Source organism: Agrobacterium radiobacter, assembly GCF_040801995.1.
In the GTDB taxonomy this organism is placed as follows: Bacteria; Pseudomonadota; Alphaproteobacteria; order Rhizobiales; family Rhizobiaceae; genus Agrobacterium; species Agrobacterium radiobacter.
In genome coordinates this window covers 138,248-154,282 of the sequence record NZ_JBEGHX010000001.1, presented here as the reverse complement: position 1 = coordinate 154,282, position 16,035 = coordinate 138,248, and the positions used below count along the sequence as shown (strand labels likewise).

13 protein-coding genes are annotated in these 16,035 nt (G+C 61.1%); 6 read left to right on the top strand and 7 right to left on the bottom strand.

Annotated features, from left to right (window positions below; all coding sequences use genetic code 11):
- Positions 1 to 70: 70 nt before the first annotated feature.
- Genes MRBLRC7O_RS00730 through MRBLRC7O_RS00720 form a run of 3 tightly spaced genes read right to left on the bottom strand, consistent with a single transcriptional unit; the run spans position 71 to position 3,371 of the window.
- Positions 71 to 1,279, bottom strand: a complete 1,209-nt coding sequence (locus MRBLRC7O_RS00730; protein ID WP_003503497.1) for an acetyl-CoA C-acetyltransferase — start codon at positions 1,277 to 1,279, stop codon at positions 71 to 73.
- A gap of 40 nt (positions 1,280 to 1,319) precedes the next feature.
- Entirely contained in the window at positions 1,320 to 1,559 is a 240-nt protein-coding gene (locus MRBLRC7O_RS00725; protein ID WP_035212568.1) for a hypothetical protein, read from the bottom strand.
- A gap of 15 nt (positions 1,560 to 1,574) precedes the next feature.
- Positions 1,575 to 3,371, bottom strand: a complete 1,797-nt coding sequence (locus MRBLRC7O_RS00720) for an acyl-CoA dehydrogenase C-terminal domain-containing protein (RefSeq protein ID WP_080865806.1) — start codon at positions 3,369 to 3,371, stop codon at positions 1,575 to 1,577.
- 377 nt (positions 3,372 to 3,748) lie between these two features.
- Between MRBLRC7O_RS00720 and podJ the strand changes: the two genes are divergently transcribed.
- From podJ to MRBLRC7O_RS00700, 4 genes are all read left to right on the top strand, one after another.
- Complete coding sequence (gene podJ, locus MRBLRC7O_RS00715) at positions 3,749 to 7,498, top strand: cell division protein PodJ (RefSeq protein ID WP_080865805.1); 3,750 nt, start codon at positions 3,749 to 3,751, stop codon at positions 7,496 to 7,498.
- A gap of 265 nt (positions 7,499 to 7,763) precedes the next feature.
- On the top strand, positions 7,764 to 8,690 hold the full coding sequence (locus tag MRBLRC7O_RS00710; RefSeq protein WP_035212569.1) for a sulfite exporter TauE/SafE family protein: 927 nt from the start codon (positions 7,764 to 7,766) through the stop codon (positions 8,688 to 8,690).
- Entirely contained in the window at positions 8,687 to 9,514 is an 828-nt protein-coding gene (locus tag MRBLRC7O_RS00705) for a TIGR02186 family protein (protein WP_060727028.1), read from the top strand. Before MRBLRC7O_RS00710 ends, MRBLRC7O_RS00705 begins: the two co-directional genes overlap by 4 nt.
- 159 nt (positions 9,515 to 9,673) lie before the next feature.
- Complete coding sequence (locus MRBLRC7O_RS00700) at positions 9,674 to 10,111, top strand: universal stress protein (protein ID WP_003503507.1); 438 nt, start codon at positions 9,674 to 9,676, stop codon at positions 10,109 to 10,111.
- 78 nt (positions 10,112 to 10,189) lie between these two features.
- Here the strand turns inward: MRBLRC7O_RS00700 and pdeM are convergent, their stop codons facing one another.
- Positions 10,190 to 10,918 carry a ligase-associated DNA damage response endonuclease PdeM gene (pdeM, locus tag MRBLRC7O_RS00695; protein WP_003503509.1) on the bottom strand — a complete coding sequence of 243 codons (729 nt, stop codon included), beginning with the start codon at positions 10,916 to 10,918 and terminating at the stop codon, positions 10,190 to 10,192.
- Between the two features lie 28 nt (positions 10,919 to 10,946).
- A complete protein-coding gene (locus tag MRBLRC7O_RS00690; RefSeq protein WP_233284480.1) occupies positions 10,947 to 13,538 on the bottom strand; it encodes a ligase-associated DNA damage response DEXH box helicase in 2,592 nt (863 codons plus the stop codon).
- Positions 13,539 to 13,588: 50 nt separating this feature from the next.
- Between MRBLRC7O_RS00690 and MRBLRC7O_RS00685 the strand changes: the two genes are divergently transcribed.
- Both MRBLRC7O_RS00685 and MRBLRC7O_RS00680 read left to right on the top strand, forming a co-directional pair.
- A complete protein-coding gene (locus MRBLRC7O_RS00685; RefSeq protein ID WP_003503511.1) occupies positions 13,589 to 14,092 on the top strand; it encodes an RrF2 family transcriptional regulator in 504 nt (167 codons plus the stop codon).
- A gap of 99 nt (positions 14,093 to 14,191) precedes the next feature.
- A complete protein-coding gene (locus MRBLRC7O_RS00680; protein WP_003503512.1) occupies positions 14,192 to 14,653 on the top strand; it encodes a carboxymuconolactone decarboxylase family protein in 462 nt (153 codons plus the stop codon).
- Between the two features lie 26 nt (positions 14,654 to 14,679).
- Here MRBLRC7O_RS00680 and MRBLRC7O_RS00675 read toward each other — a convergent pair whose 3' ends face one another.
- Together MRBLRC7O_RS00675 and MRBLRC7O_RS00670 are read right to left on the bottom strand one after the other, a co-directional pair.
- Positions 14,680 to 15,321, bottom strand: coding sequence for a YitT family protein (locus MRBLRC7O_RS00675; protein WP_003503513.1), 642 nt, complete (start codon positions 15,319 to 15,321; stop codon positions 14,680 to 14,682).
- Between the two features lie 72 nt (positions 15,322 to 15,393).
- Positions 15,394 to 16,005, bottom strand: coding sequence for a YitT family protein (locus tag MRBLRC7O_RS00670; protein WP_003503514.1), 612 nt, complete (start codon positions 16,003 to 16,005; stop codon positions 15,394 to 15,396).
- Between the last annotated feature and the right edge of the window lie 30 nt (positions 16,006 to 16,035).

Sequence of the window (16,035 nt, the reverse complement as noted above, 5' to 3'; positions counted from 1 at the left end):
CACTGGGGATAGATCCTCGGGTCAAGCCCGAGGATGACGGAGGAACCGTTGCGGTATCAGCCGAAGCCTCTCAAACCCGCTCGATAACCGTCGCGGTGCCCATGCCTGCGCCGATGCAGAGCGTGACGAGCGCGGTGTTCAGATCGCGCCGCTCCAGCTCATCCAGCACAGTGCCGAGGATCATCGCACCTGTTGCACCCAGCGGATGGCCCATGGCGATTGCGCCGCCATTGACGTTCATCCGCTCGTGGTCGATATCGAAGGCCTGCATGTAACGCAGGACCACAGCGGCGAAGGCTTCGTTGAGCTCGAAAAGATCGATATCGGCAAGCGACATTCCGGTCTTTTTCAGGAGCTTCTCGGTCACATCCACCGGGCCGGTCAGCATCAGCGCCGGGTCGGAACCGATATTGGCGAAAGCCTTGATGCGGGCGCGCGGTTTCGCGCCCATCGCCTCGCCGCCCGCCTTCGAGCCAACCAGCACGGCGGCAGCGCCATCGACGATGCCGGACGAATTGCCAGCATGGTGCACGTAGTTGATACGCTCCACTTCCGGGTGGGCCATGATACCGACGGCTTCGAAGCCACCCATTTCACCCGGCATCTGGAAGGAGGGGTTGAGGGAAGCCAGCGCCTGCATATCCGTGCCGGGGCGCATATGCTCGTCACGGTCGAGGATCGTCAGGCCGTTTGAGTCCTTCACCGGAATGACTGATTTGTTAAAATAGCCCTTTTCCCAGGCATGCGCCGCACGCCTCTGACTCTCGACGGCATAGGCGTCGACATCGTCACGGGAAAAACCGTATTTGGTGGCGATGAGATCGGCCGATACGCCCTGCGGCATGAAGAAGGCCGGGAAGTTGACCGAGGGATCCATGTACCAGGCGCCGCCCGACATGCCCATGCCGACGCGCGACATGCTTTCCACGCCGCCGGCAATGACGATATCGTCCGAACCGGCCTTGACCTTGCCGGCCGCGAAGTTGATGGCGTCCAGACCCGAAGCGCAGAAGCGCGAGATCTGCATGCCCGGCGCCCTGTTGGAATAACCGGCTTCGAAGGCGGCGGCTTTCGGGATCACCGCACCTGCATCCATGACCGGATCGACGCAGCCCATGATGATGTCATCGACAGCGGATGTGTCGAGCCCGTTGCGGTCGCGGATGGCTTCCAGTGTCTTGGCAGCAAGGCGAACGGAGGGCACCTCATGCAGGCTGCCATCCTTCTTGCCGCGTCCGCGCGGGGTGCGGACATGGTCGTAGATATAAACGTCGGTCATAAACTCTCTCCCTTGCACCGCATTTTTCAGTGCATCAAACTCATTTAAGCGTCCATTTTCCGCGGCGATCATCATCAGCGGCAACAAGACGCCCTTTTTTCCTCAACTCCGTCGCCGCCCATCGCATGTCATATTGCCACGAGTAAAAAAGATCATGCCCACGCAGGTCTTTTTCATGATGGTCCCAAATGTACTTGGCTACGTACAGAATTGACCCTTCGCCTTTATTCGCCTCAAGCGCCTCAACTACCCAATCTGTTAAGTCTGCTTTCGTAACCATGAACAACCTTCATTCTCAGAATGCTTCCGCAGCCAGTTCCATCATGGTGTCCGCGCCGGTTTCGATGCGGGCCTTGCGCAGCGCCGTTTCCGGCATGATGCGCTCCATATAAAACTTCGCCGTGACAAGCTTGGTCTTGAGGTAATCCTCGTCCGAAGCGCTGCCGGCCGCAAGCGCTTCGCTCGCGGCTTTCGCCATGCGCGCCTGCATGTAACCCAGCACCACGATGCCGAAGAGGTGCATGTAGTCGGTCGAACCGGCACCGGCATTGTCGGGCTTGGCCATGGCGTTCTGCATGAACCACATGGTTGCGGCCTGCAGGTCGTTCAAACCCTTCTTCAGACCCTTGGTGTAAAGGGCAAGCTTTTCGTCGGCGCGGTTTTCCTCGCAGAAATCGCCGATTTCCTTGAACAGCGCCATCACGGCACGGCCGCCATTCATGCCGAGCTTGCGGCCGACCAGATCGAGCGCCTGAATGCCGTTCGCGCCCTCATAGATCATGGTGATACGGGCATCGCGGACATATTGGCTCATGCCATGCTCCTCGATGTAGCCGTGACCACCGAAGACCTGCTGCGCCATGACAGCATGGTCGAAGCCCTTGTCGGTCAGCACGCCCTTGAGGATCGGGGTGACGAGGCCGAGCAAGTCGTCTGCTGCCTGCCGCTGCTTTTCGTCAGCGGCGCGGTGGGCGATATCGGATTGCAGCGCCGTCCAGAGAAGGAAGGCGCGGCCGGCCTCGTTGTAAGCCTTGATGGTCATCAGCGTGCGGCGGATATCGGGATGCACGATGATCGGATCGGCCTTCTTGTCCGGGAACTTGGCGCCGGAAAGCGAGCGGCCCTGAATACGTTCACGGGCATATTCGACCGCGTTCTGATAGGCGATTTCACCAACGGAGAGACCCTGCAAGCCGACGCCGAGGCGGGCCTCGTTCATCATCACGAACATGGCCGAAAGGCCCTTGTTCTCCGCGCCCAGCAGATAACCCGTCGCGTCATCATAGTTCATGACGCAGGTGGCGTTGCCGTGGATGCCCATCTTGTGTTCGATTGCGCCGCAAGTGACGCCGTTACGCTCGCCAAGCGTGCCGTCTTCCTTCACGAGGAATTTCGGCACGATGAAGAGCGAAATGCCCTTGGTGCCTTCCGGCGCACCTTCGATGCGGGCAATCACCAGATGGACGATATTGTCAGTCATGGAATGTTCGCCGGCGGAGATGAAGATCTTCTGGCCGGAAATCTTATAGCTGCCGTCGCTCTGCGGAACCGCCTTGGTGCGCAGCAGGCCGAGATCGGTGCCGCAATGGGGTTCTGTGAGGTTCATGGTGCCGGACCAGGAGCCTTCGACCATCTTCGGCAGATAGGTTTCCTTCTGCTCCTGCGTGCCATGCACGAGAACGGCGGCAATCGCACCCTGCGTGAGGCCCGGATACATCATCAGCGACAGGTTGGCCGACGACATATATTCGCCGATAGCTGCATGCAGCGTATAGGGCAGGCCCTGCCCGCCGAACTCCGGCGGAACGGCAAGGCCGATCCAGCCGCCTTCACAATAGGCGTCATAAGCGTCCTTGAAACCATCGGGCACGGAGACCGAACCGTCATCGGCGCGCTTGCAGCCTTGGCTGTCGCCGGAAAGGTTGAGCGGGAAAAGCCGCTCCTCGGCAAGCTTTGCGGCCTCGCCGGTGATCGCCTCGATCATGTCGGGGGTTGCATCCTCAAAGCCGGGCAGGTTGTTATACCGCTCCAGGCCGAGAACGTCGTTCAGGATAAAAAGCGTGTCTTTAACTGGGGCCTTGTAAACAGGCATTACCGATGTTCCTCCGCATCGTGGGCGCCGGCGATAATCCGGCCGATATGGGATGACAATATTTGACGTGCGCGTAAACGTCAAACAAATTTCGGCGGAATATCGCCTCCCCTTTTCCGCGGAATGGATGGCCGGCGCTGCTCATGGCTCTCACGCGCCACAAAAGTTAAAAAATTCCAACCATAGTTAACCACTTCTTTACCACGTTTCGTGAATTCTCCCGAAAGAGGTAACTGCTTCGTACTCCGGCGCATTTTCCTCAACGGGGGCAAATACCGGCTCTGGAATTGCTGCATGTTGCGGCGACGGCGTGTTCAGGCAGGCAACGTCGCGACAGATAACCGGGCACGGCGGGCGGAAGCGAAGCGAGCGAAAAGATGAACGGATTGCGATCGAAAAACCAACAGCCAAGCGACAGATCGTCTCTTGATGCTCTCAATCGCACCATTGAAGGCCTTGAAGCCCGTATCGAAGGGTTGATGAGCCAGAAGTTCCCGCGCGACCCTCGGGGTGCGAACGCTCAGGTCGAGCCCAAAACCGAAGCTTATGCCGCGCCCCGCGAGCCACGCGCCAGCGTTACCCCGCCGCAGCTCGACCCCGTGAACGAAATCCGCCAGCGCCAGCGCCTCCTCGAAGCAAGCTTCCAGCGCCCGCAGGAACCCGCCGCCCGCCCGGAGCGGACGATTACCAGACCTCTTGCGCCGGAATACCGTCCGAGGGACGCGCAGCAGACCGCCGCCGCTCCCGCCCCGCGTGCGCGTTCCATCCCGTCCTATCAGGAACCGCAGCGCAACGACGCGGCACTGCAGGAGATTGCGCAGGCGCTGGTCAATCTGCGGCATGAGTTGAAGCACGATATTGCCGAGGGCGTTGCGCGCGAAGCGCAGGGCCTGCGCGCCGAAATCCGCAATATTCGCGCAGTAGCGGAAGACCAGCAGTTCATTGGCGACCTGCGCGAAGACATCGCACGGCTGGCCGGCAGCATCGACCAGCTCGGCAATCTGGCATCGCCTGACGCCTACGGGCTGCGCAATGAGTTCGAGGACCTGCGCCTGACGATCGACCAGCTTGCACGCGAAGACAGCGTGCACCGGATCGAAAGCCGCTGGAACAATGTGGAAGACACGCTGCGTGGTTTCGACGCCGGCGCGCTGCAGGATGAGATCGTTTCGCTCGCCTATCGTCTTGATGACATCAAGACGCAGCTTGGCGGCATGAGCAACAATCCGGCCGTGCGCGTGCTCGAAGACAAGCTGATCGCGATTGCCAGCGCCGTGGAGCAGCTCGGCAAACATATGAAGCCGAACGAGGCCGCCTTTACCGAGCAATTTTCCGGCCTCGACCAGCGGCTGGACGAAATCAGCCGCGCCATAGCCGCCACCGGCGCGCGCGCCAATGCGCAGGCAACGGACAATGCGCTGGCGCAGCGGCTGGAAAACCGGCTGAATGGCCTTTCCGAACAGCTCGGCGACATCAACCGCCTTGCCGCCGCCAAGCCGGAACCGACACTCGATCTCACCGCGCGTCTTGAAGCGCTGGCCGGCAAGATCGATGAGCTCAGCACCGCCCGCGACGCCGCCCAGCTGCACGAGCGGCTGGACCAGCTCTCCCTGCTTCTGGAGCGTTCGCAGCGCCCCTCGCAACAGGCGGAACTGACATCTTTCCTGAGCGACATTTCCCGCAAGATCGATGCGCTGGATCACGGCGTCGTCAATGACGGTCTGGCCGAACGGCTCGATACGCTTTCGCGGCGGATCGAGGACCTCGATTATCGTTACAGCCAGCCGCAGGCCGCATCCGGGCTCAGCGAAAGCGCCTTTTCGCGTCTGGAAGAGCGGCTCGGCAATATTGCCGCCCGCCTGGACGAGACCGCCCACGCCGCGCCCGCCGACAGCCATGCGCTGGCCAGCCTCGAAAACCAGATCGCCCATCTCTCCACGCTGATCAGCCAGCCGGTGCAGATGCAGGCGACAGGCATGTCGCCGGAACTCGACGCCCGTATGGCGGCGATCGAAGACTACATGGCGTCGAACGATGAATATATCATCGAAGCGGCGCGGCAGGCTGCCGAAGCCGTTCTGGATGCCTATACCCGCAACAATCTCTCGGCCGGCACAAACATCGTCGACATGACGATGCTGACCGATCTTGCGACCGACCTGCGCAACCTCGAAGCGCTGAGCCGCAATACCGAAGAGCGCACGCACCGTACCTTCGAAGCGCTGCACGAAACGCTGGTGCAGATTGCCGGCCGACTCGACAGCCTCGACAACGCCCCCGCTTATTGTAACGAAGCTCCCCGCAACGTCGCGCAGCAGATGGTCGCCCCCGCCCGCGAAGAAGCGCCCATGCCGGCCGCCATCTTCCCGGAGGAAGGCTATATTGCCGAAGAACAGGCCATTCTCGACGATAGCAGCGAAAACGACGCGGCAACGATCGTACCACCTGCTGCCGCAAAGCCCGCAAAAGCGGAAAAGAAAAGCCTGCTTGCAGGCCTGACGAAGCGTTTCAAGACTGGCACGGCGAAGACCGCCAAAACAGCTGAAGAGCCCATATCCGCCTCCTCCACCCGCACCCAGGTCGAGCCCGCTCCCTCGCTCGATCCGATCGATGTGCTGCCCGCAGGTCAGGAGAACGAACTTCTGGAGCCGGGTTCGGGTGCGCCCGATATCAAGAAAATCCTGGAACGCGTGCGCGCTAGCCAGGTGGCCGCCAGCGGCAAGGCTGCGGATGCGGAAGGACGGACGGATTTCATCGCCGCCGCCCGCCGCGCAGCGCAGGCCGCCGCCATGGAAACATCGCCTGAAAAACTTGAAACCGGCAAGAAGAGCCGCAAGGCCGACACCTCGGCACTTTCCCGCTATCGCCGCCCGCTGCTGCTTGGCATCGGCGCCATTCTTCTTGCCATGATGGCCATGCCGCTCGTCAAGACGCTGATCGGCGGCGCGGAAGCCCCCGCACCGGTCATCGAGCAGAAGATGGACAATGGCCCGGTTTCAGCACTTCCCGACACCGGCGAAAAGGCCGTAACCATTCCGTCCGATCTCGCCATCGATCCGGAACAGTCGGCATCGGCCGACAGCATCGAAAATACCGCACCGGCGCAAAATACCATTGATAACCGCACCATAGGCGGTGCGCCGCTGCCGGACGAGCCGCCGGTTGCCGATGTTCCCGCTGTGGATCCCGCAAATTCCGGCGCCGTCGCGCAGAACGAAGCTCCGAAACCGGCCGAAACCGCTGCCCCGGTTGCTCCTGCCCAGGACGCCATCGCGGTTCCCGCTGGCATCGAGCCCGCATCGCTTGCCGAAGCCGCCGCCAAGGGCGATACGCAGGCGCTGTTCGAGATCGCAGCGCGCTACACCGACGGCCGCGGCGTTGCCGCCGACCGTGCGGAAGCGGCAAAGTGGTACAAGCTGGCTGCTGATCGCGGTCTTGCGCCCGCGCAATATCGTCTTGCCAATCTTTACGAGAAGGCGAACGGCGTCGAACGTAACCTTGCCGAAGCCAAGCGCTACTACACGCTGGCGGCCGAACAGGGCAATGCCGGCGCGATGCACAATCTCGCGGTCCTGCAGGCCTCTGACGCGGCCGGTCAGCCGGATTTCGCCGCCGCCGCACAATGGTTCATCAAGGCCTCTGACCTCGGTGTGCGCGACAGCCAGTTCAACCTCGCCATTCTCTACGCCCGCGGCAGCGGCGTGAAGCAGGATATCGAAGAATCCTACAAGTGGTTCGCCATCGCCGCCAGAGACGGTGACGCGGACGCCGCCCAGAAGCGCGACGAAGTGGCAGGGGCCCTGAACCCGCAGCAGCTTCAGAGTGCGAAGGCCAAGGTGGACGCCTGGAAGGTCAAGCCGCTTTCGGAAGACGCCAACAGCGTCAACCCGCCCGAGGAATGGGCCGGCAAGGAGGGTGTGAAGACCGCCTCCGTGGACATGGAAAAGGCGATCCGCAACATTCAGGCGATCCTGAACAAGAACGGTTTCGACGCCGGCCAGCCCGACGGCAAGCTTGGCAAGAACACCGTAACCGCCATCAGGGACTTCCAGAAGTCCGTGGGTCAGACACCCGACGGGCGCATCACCAACGAACTGGTGACCGCGCTTCTCGCCCGCAACAAGTAAGCGTTCTGGAACTGGCGAAGCGGCCCCCCTTGGTCGCTTCCGGGCAACCCGGCGCAGGAATGTGGCGGCCTGCCCACGCACGACCGCTATCTTTCCAAATTATCAACGTATTTACCGTTGAATGTTGACAGGTCAGGCCCTCGCGGGCATGACGGATGAAGGTCGGGCATGCCCGGTCTTTTCAGACAGAAAGTGTAAATCGCGGCGCGGCCCCCTCACCCGGACAAGCCCTGCCGCCCGGAACCATTTGCCCGAGGTCCGAGCCGTGACTGTCTATCTGCCGATCGCAGAACTGTCGGTGAATATTTTCATCATTCTCGGCATGGGCGCGGCCGTCGGTTTTCTTTCCGGCATGTTCGGCGTGGGCGGCGGCTTTCTGATCACGCCGCTTCTGATTTTCTACAATATTCCCCCCGTGGTGGCTGTGGCGACCGGCGCAAACCAGGTGGTCGCTTCCTCCGTGTCAGGCTCGATCACGCATTTCCGGCGCGGAACGCTGGACGTGAAGCTCGGCAGCGTGCTGCTTGTGGGCGGTCTTGTGGGTGCGACGGTCGGCGTGTGGATATTCTCCTTCCTGCGCAGTATCGGCCAGCTCGATCTCATCGTTTCGCTGCTCTACGTCATCCTGCTCGGTACCGTTGGCGTGCTGATGCTGAAGGAAAGCATTTCGGCGCTTCGCCGCGCCGCCCGCAATGAAGCCGTGACGCTGCGCCGGCCGGGCCACCACAACTGGGTGCATCGCCTGCCGCTGAAAATGCGGTTCAAGAAATCGAAAATCTATCTCAGCATCATTCCCGTTGTCACACTGGGTTTCGGCATCGGCATCCTCACCTCGATCATGGGTGTCGGCGGTGGCTTCATCATGGTGCCGGCGATGATCTATCTGCTGCGCATCCCCACCAGCGTGGTTGTCGGCACCTCGCTGTTCCAGATCATTTTCGTGACCGCCTATACGACCGTCGTTCAGGCCGCGACCAACTATTCCGTCGACGTGGTGCTGGCCTTCATCTTGATGGTGGCGGGCGTCATCGGCGCGCAATATGGCGTGCGCGTCGGGCAGAAACTGCGTGGCGAACAGTTGCGCGCGCTTCTGGCGCTGCTGGTGCTTGCGGTCGCCCTTCGCCTTGCCGTAGCGCTGGTGGTGCGGCCGGAAGACCTGTTTTCGGTGGCCGTCGGGGGGTTAGGTTATTGACCCGCCATTTGCTGCTTGCCGCCCTTGCCCTGCTCTCATGTCTTGCCCTCGGGCAAACTGCTTCGGCGCAGACGCCGCCACTTGCCCTGCCGCCCGGTCCGCAGCAGCGGTCCCTGCTGGAAAATATCGAAATCGGCGCATCGACGACGGAAATTCCCATCGCGTCGGATTTTCGCGGGGCGGATTTCACGCTTTTCGGCGCGCTGAACAACACCGATCAGCTGCTGCTCGCCATCGGGCAATATGATATCGTCGTGACGCTGGAAGGGCCGAGCGACTATATGACCGTGCGCAAGAAGGAGCGCGTGGCGGGCATCTGGATCAATACCAGCGCCATCACCTTCACGCCGCTGCCGGAATCCTACTCCATGGCCAGCACGCGCAATATCAGCGACATCGCTTCGCCCGGCACGCTCAGGGCCATGGGGCTCGGTGTCGACCATCTGTCGCTGAAAAGCGCGGTGTTTTCCGGCGTGCCCGACAATGTCTTCGATTTTCAGGAGGCCTACCGTCGGCTCAAGCTTTCAAGCGGCATCTATCGCAATGACACGACCGGTGTGAGGCTGGAACGCACCGGCCTGTTCTGGGCGACACTTCGCCTGCCCGCCAACGTGCCGAACGGCGTGCACACCGCCCGCGCCTATCTCTTCAAGAGCGGCAAATTCATCGCCCAGCGCGAATTGAAACTGCGCGTCGTCAAGACCGGCATGGAGCAGGCGATCACCGATGCGGCGCATCAGACGCCGCTTGCCTATGGCGCGCTCTGCGTTCTGCTCGCCGTCGTGACCGGCTGGGGCGCCAGCATCATCTTCCGCAAGGACTGACCCGCTCTTCCTCCTGCAAATCGGGCGCAGGCGACCCTCTGCGTCAAAGATAGCATTCGCTTCCGTCATCGGTTTGCGGTAAAATTCAAGGCGTTACAACCACGCACACAGCTCTTGGCGGCCAGTGTGGCTGTGACCGGGATGAAAAGGAGAAATGTCATGTTCAAGCACATTCTCATTCCCACCGATGGCTCGCCGCTGGCGCAGATCGCAATCGACCAAGGGTTCGCTCTCGCCAAGGAGGCAGGCGCAAAGGTGACCGTGGTGACGGTATCGGAACCCTTTCATGTGATTGCCAGCGATGTCGAGGACATTGCCGCCATTGCCGAAGAGGAATTTCACCGTTGTGAGGAGGCGGAGCATCTGCTGCGCGATACGCAGGCACAGGCCACGTCCATGGGATTGGATTGTGAAGCGCTGCTGGCGCGGGCGGGAAGGCCCGACGAGGCGATCATCGAAGCCGCCAACAGGAGCGGCTGCGATCTCATCGCCATGGCCTCGCACCGGCGCAGGAGCTTCTTGGAAATGCTGCTCGGCAGCGTCACGGCCAAGGTGCTGAAGAATTCGAAGATACCGGTGCTGGTCTACCGGCAATAGAGCATTTCCAGTAAAAGTGCGTAGCGGTTTCACGTCCGGACAATGCGTAAAAACAAAGAGATAACGGCGACGATGCGCTCAGCCGATGAGATTTGAAAATCGCACCGAATAGATGCGATCCCTCCCCATCAGATGCGCGACAAGAGCGGCATGATCGAACAGGCCGCGCATCGCCTTGTGCCGCAAATCCAGCCCGCCGCTCATCACCCCGAATGCCGGCATCAAAAGCCGTGAACCATCGGTGGCGAAACAGGGGCGTCGCACCGTTTTCTCGCGACGGCGCACGGTTGCAGAAGGATGCAGGTGCCCCGCAATTTCGCCCGCGGCATCTCCCAGCTTCGGCTCGTGGCGGAAGACGAGATTGCCATAAAACATCTCGTCCACCGAAGAGCCCGGCAGATCGACCGTACCGTCGGGGTCGTGGTTGCCGTTGATCCATATCCACTCGCGGCCACGGGCCATCTCGCGGATGAGTTCGCGCAGCGGCAGCGGCAGATGCTCGGAACCGACGCGATCGTGGAAATTATCGCCGAGACTGACGACGATCTTCGGATCATAGCGGCTGACGAGGGAGGACAGGATTTTAAGCGTGGCGATGGTGTCATAGGGTGGCAGCATGCGGCCACGCCGGGCGAAGGCCGCGCCCTTTTCCAGATGCAGATCAGAGACGACGAGCAATGACAGGTCCGGCAGGTAGAGCCCGCCCAACGGGTCGCACCAGGCGGCGACGCCGTTGATGGCGGTTTCGCTGCCAAGGCATTCGAAGCCATTGGAAAACCTGTCGCTCAATGTCAGCCGGCTCAGCACTTTTATCGTTGTTCCTTCATTGCGTATGTCAGGACATGGCCTCGGCGATAAGCTCGTCGGCGGCCTCGGCCAGCACATCGTCCATCGCCTCGCCCGCCACCGTCTCACGGCCGATTTCCAGCATGACCGGAACGGCGAGCGGCGAGACATGTTCCAGCGCGCGGTGGGTGGTGTGACCCTTGATTCGCTTCAGCATATCGCCAAGACGGCCAATGTCCAAAAGTCCAGCCGCGGCATCGCGCCGCGTCGCTTCCAGCAGGATATGATCCGGCTCATGGCTGCGAAGAACGTCATAAATAAGATCGGCAGACACCGTGACCTGACGGCCGGTCTTTTCCTTGCCGGGATGACGGCGTTCGATCAGCCCGGAAATGACGGCGCAGTTGCGGAAGGTGCGCTTCAGCATGAAGGATTCGTCCAGCCATGCTTCCAGATCGTCGCCGAGCATGTCCTCGTCCAGCAGGTCGGCCAGTGACAGGCGGCGGGATTTCAGCCGCATGCCGATATCCTCCATCGCCCAGATGGCCAGCGAATAATCGGTGGCGACGAAGCCCATGGGTTTTGCGCCCGCACGCTCCAGCCGGCGCGTCAGAAGCATGCCGAGCGTCTGGTGCGCCAAGCGTCCCTCGAAGGGATACATGACCATGAAGAAGCGCTTTCGGAAGGGGAAGGTTTCCACCAGCAGCTCGTCGCGCCTGGGAATGATCGACTTCTCCTTCTGGATCGCTAGCCAGTCGCGCACCTGATCCGGCAGCGTCTGCCAGCGGGCGGGATCGGAGAGCATGGAGCGCACCTGATCCGCGAGGTAGGTGGAAAGCGGGAACTTGCCGCCGGCATAGGAGGGTATCTTCGGGTCCATGGAAAAGGCCTGCGAGACCAGACATTCATTCTCGCGGATACCTTCGAAACGCAGCACCTTGCCGGCAAAAAGGAACGTATCGCCCTGCACCAGCTGCTCGAGAAAATATTCCTCGACCTTGCCGAGCGACATGCCGCCGCGCCCGACCGTGCCCTTGGCATTGCGCTTGACCATGCGGACATTGAGTTCCGCCGCCTCGACGATAGTGCCGAGGTTCAGCCGATATTGCTGTGCGACGGCGGGGTTGGAGACACGCCAGCGGCCGTCCTTCATCTGGCGGATGCGGGCGTAACGCTCATAGGTGCGCAGCGCGTAGCCGCCGGTGGCGGTGAAATCCACCACCCGGTCGAAGGTGGTGCGCGGCAGATCGGCATAGGGCGAGGCGCTGGTGACTTCGCGATAAAGTTCATCCGCATCGAAGGGTTCGGCGCAGGCCATGCCGAGCATATGCTGGGCGAGAACATCGAGCGCGCCTTCGGCAATCGGCGGCGTATCCTGCGCGCCGATGTAATTGGCATCCAGTGCTGCCCGGCACTCCATCACCTCGAAACGGTTGGCGGGAACGAGGATCGCCTTTGACGGCTCGTCCATGCGGTGATTGGCGCGGCCGATGCGCTGGGCCAGGCGGCTTGCGCCCTTCGGCGCACCGACATGCACGACAAGGTCGACGTCGCCCCAGTCTATGCCGAGATCGAGCGTGGAGGTGGCGACGACGGCGCGCAGCCGGTTTTCGGCCATGGCGGCCTCCACCCTGCGACGCTGAGCAGCATCCAGCGAACCGTGATGCAGGGCAATCGGCAGATTGTCGTCATTGATGGTCCAGAGTTCCTGGAAGATCAGCTCCGCCTGCGAGCGGGTATTGACGAAGATCAGCGTCGTCTGGTGGTCCTTCAGCGCAGAGTACAAATCCTTCATGGCGTAACGCGCCGAATGGCCGGACCATGGGATGCGCTCTTCCGTGTTCAGGATGGAAATATCCGGTTTTGCGCCGCCCTCGACGGTGATGAGGCCAGCGGGTGGCTCGCCCTGCCCCTGCGATGCAAGATAACCACGCAAATCCATCGGCTCCGCCACCGTGGCGGAAAGGCCGATAAAGCGCACATCGGGTGCGTGCCGGCGCACACGGGCAAGCGCCAGCGACAGCAGGTGGCCACGTTTGGAGGTGACGAGTGAATGTAACTCGTCGAGCACCACATATTTCAGGTCACGGAAAAAGCGCTCGGCCTCCTTGTTGGCGAGCAGCAGCGAGACCTGTTCCGGCGTCGTCAGCAGAATATCCGGCGGTTTGACCTTCTGGCGCTGGCGTTTGCCCTGCGGCGTATCGCCTGTACGGGTTTCGATGGAAATCGGCAGGCCCATTTCGGAAACGGGCCTGGTGAGGTTGCGCTCGATATCGACCGCAAGCGCCTTGAGCGGCGAGATATAGAGCGTGTGCACGCCGACAAAGCCCGAGCCCGGCGGCACCTTGCCGCGTTCCGCGAGATCGGTGAGCGAGGCCATGAAGCCGCCCAGCGTCTTGCCGGCGCCCGTGGGCGCAATCAGCAGCATGTTCTCGCCGCCCCGCGCCCGCGCCATCAGCTCCAATTGATGGGCGCGCGGAGACCACCCCTTTTGCGCAAACCATTTCTGGAATGGAAGGGGCAAGGAACCGACATGCGTGCCGGAGATGGGAGACTCAGCGTGTTTCACGCTTTCAAGGTAGTGAGAAACCTTGAAAAAAGAAGAGCGGAACAGGACCGCTTGACAGGAATGCATAATCATGGATAAATTATATCCATGATAATTAAGCGAACCACAAAAGAGCAAAACGGATGAAACTCGGCGACGGCGTTGAACAGGCCATTCACAGTGTAGGCATGCTGGCGGGACTTTCCGAAGGCGGCGTGCTTTCAGCGGCGGCGCTTGCGGAATTCCATGGCGTTTCCACGAGCTATCTCTTGAAACACCTGCAATCGCTGTCGAGCGCCGGAATAGTCGCCACCGTGCCGGGGCCGAAGGGCGGCTATCGTCTTGCCCGGACGACCGACAGGATTACGCTGCTCGATATCGTTCTTGCGGTGGAGGGGCCGCAGCCTGCCTTTCGCTGTGCGGAAATTCGCCAGCGGGGGCCCAACCCCTTGCCGGGACGTTATTTCACCAAGCCCTGCGGCATCAATGCCGCGATGCTGAAAGCGGAGAAGGCCTATCGGGCGGAACTCGCCAAAACCAGCATGGCCGATATTCTGGGCGACCTTGCCGCCAATGACGACGGTGGCATTGCCGCACGCGGCTGTGCCTTTCTGGCGCTGAACGAGCGCAAGACGGCGGCGCGCTAAGACCCAAACGAACCAACCACCCGAAATACCGGAAGCGTCACCGCTTTCCGGAACGATGACGCATACCCTTAAACAGACCCAACCAATGGAGAGAGACCCATGAAAACCCGTTTGAACTATGCCAAAGCATCCCCCGAAGCCTTCAAGGCCGTTATGGCTCTGGAAAATTACGTTCAGAGCAGCGGGCTTGAGCGCCGCTTCGTTCACCTCATCAAGCTGCGTGCCTCGATCATCAACGGCTGCGCTTTCTGTGTGGACATGCATGTGAAGGAAAGCCGTCATGACGGCCTTTCCGAACAATGGATCAACCTGATGAGCGTATGGCGGGAATCCCCCGTCTATACCGAACAGGAACGGGCGTTGCTCGGCTGGGTGGACGCGGTGACGAAGATTGCTGAAACCGGCGCTCCGGATGACGCCTTCGAGACGCTGAAGGCGCATTTCTCCGATGAGGACATCGTGAAGATCACCGTCGCCATCGGCGCGATCAACACCTGGAACCGCATCGCCGTCGGTTTCCGCTCGCAGCATCCGGTGGATGCGGCTGCGAAGGCGGCCTGACCTCTTAACCCCAGAACGGGCGGCCGCTACATGGCGATGTAGCGGTCGTTCCTGTGATTGATGGCAAGCGTGAGGTTCATGACCAACGCGCCAAGGATGGAGCAGAGGATGACGAAAGGTGTGGCCACGAAGAACGAGCAGGCCAGCACCATGCCGTCAAAAGCGAGCTGCACGAGGCCCGCGCGCCAGCCGAAACGATCCTGCAGATAAAGCGCCAAGATGCCGAAACCGCCGAGGCTGGTGCGATGGCGAAACAGCGCCAGCATGCCGGCCGCAACCGTCAGCCCGCCAAAAAGCGCTGCGGCAACCGGATTGATACTCTGAAAGGCGAAAAAGCCGGGCATATATTCGGAAAGCAGCGCCGTCATCGCGATAGCGCAGAAGGTCTTGACCGTGAAGGCGAGGCCGAGCCGGCGGAAGGCGAGATAATAGGACGGCAGATTGGCAAGGAAAAACACCACGCCGAAGCTGAAGCCGGTGGAATAATGCGCCAGGAAGGCAAGCCCCACCACGCCGCCCGTCAAAAGGCCCGCGGACGAAAACAGCGTGACGCCCAGCGAAACCAGCATGCTGCCCGCCAGAACGCCCTGCGCGTCTTCCAGCAGCGAATGACGATCCGGCGCGGAGGCCCAAAGGTTCAGGCGCCTGCGCGCAGTCGTATCGTCCATGCCTTTTCCCCTGATTTTCAGGCCCTTGCCGAGCTATTGCACTCAAGCAGGACGGATTTCAAGCATGCTTATTCAGCGCACGACGATATATCTGTCCGAGCGGTGATTGATGGCCAGAAACATGTTGAGGACAAAAGCGCCGACAATCGAATAGGCGACCGTGGCCGGATCGATGACGAGGAAGGCGCAGAGCATCACGAAGGCGTCGAAGGCCAGCTGGATCAGACCGGCGCGGATGCCGAAACGATCCTGAATATAGATGGCGAGAATGCCGATACCGCCCAAGCTGGCACGGTGACGATAGAGCGCCAGCAATCCGTAGCCCAGAAGCAGACCGCCGAGCAGCGCCGCCCAGAGCGGATTGATACTGTCAATCACCATCCAGCGCGCCTCCACTTCCGTTAGCACCGAAACAAGGCCGATAGCGATGAAGGTCTTGAAGGAAAAGGCAAGACCGAGACGGCGGAAGGAAAGATAATAGAACGGCAGATTAACGACGAAGAACAGAAGGCCGAAGCTGATGCCGAAGGCATAATGAAGGAGGAAGGCGACGCCAGCGGTGCCGCCGGTCAGAAGGCCGACCTTGTTGAGGAGATAAAAGCCGAGCGCCGAGACGATGGCGCCGGTGACGATGCCCTGCACGTCTTCCACCGGCGCATGTCTGGCCGGATCGGAACTCCACATGCCGTAAACGCTTCTCGTTATGCTCACGCT

Excerpts from the sequence above, each read along its gene's own strand:
- MRBLRC7O_RS00730 (WP_003503497.1), bottom strand. The coding sequence starts at position 1,279 with ATGACCGACGTTTATATCTACGACCATGTCCGCACCCCGCGCGGACGC.
- MRBLRC7O_RS00725 (WP_035212568.1), bottom strand. The coding sequence starts at position 1,559 with ATGGTTACGAAAGCAGACTTAACAGATTGGGTAGTTGAGGCGCTTGAG.
- MRBLRC7O_RS00720 (WP_080865806.1), bottom strand. The coding sequence starts at position 3,371 with ATGCCTGTTTACAAGGCCCCAGTTAAAGACACGCTTTTTATCCTGAAC.
- podJ (WP_080865805.1), top strand. The coding sequence starts at position 3,749 with ATGAACGGATTGCGATCGAAAAACCAACAGCCAAGCGACAGATCGTCT.
- MRBLRC7O_RS00700 (WP_003503507.1), top strand. The coding sequence starts at position 9,674 with ATGTTCAAGCACATTCTCATTCCCACCGATGGCTCGCCGCTGGCGCAG.
- MRBLRC7O_RS00690 (WP_233284480.1), bottom strand. The coding sequence starts at position 13,538 with ATGATTATGCATTCCTGTCAAGCGGTCCTGTTCCGCTCTTCTTTTTTC.
- MRBLRC7O_RS00685 (WP_003503511.1), top strand. The coding sequence starts at position 13,589 with ATGAAACTCGGCGACGGCGTTGAACAGGCCATTCACAGTGTAGGCATG.
- MRBLRC7O_RS00680 (WP_003503512.1), top strand. The coding sequence starts at position 14,192 with ATGAAAACCCGTTTGAACTATGCCAAAGCATCCCCCGAAGCCTTCAAG.
- MRBLRC7O_RS00675 (WP_003503513.1), bottom strand. The coding sequence starts at position 15,321 with ATGGACGATACGACTGCGCGCAGGCGCCTGAACCTTTGGGCCTCCGCG.
- MRBLRC7O_RS00670 (WP_003503514.1), bottom strand. The coding sequence starts at position 16,005 with ATGTGGAGTTCCGATCCGGCCAGACATGCGCCGGTGGAAGACGTGCAG.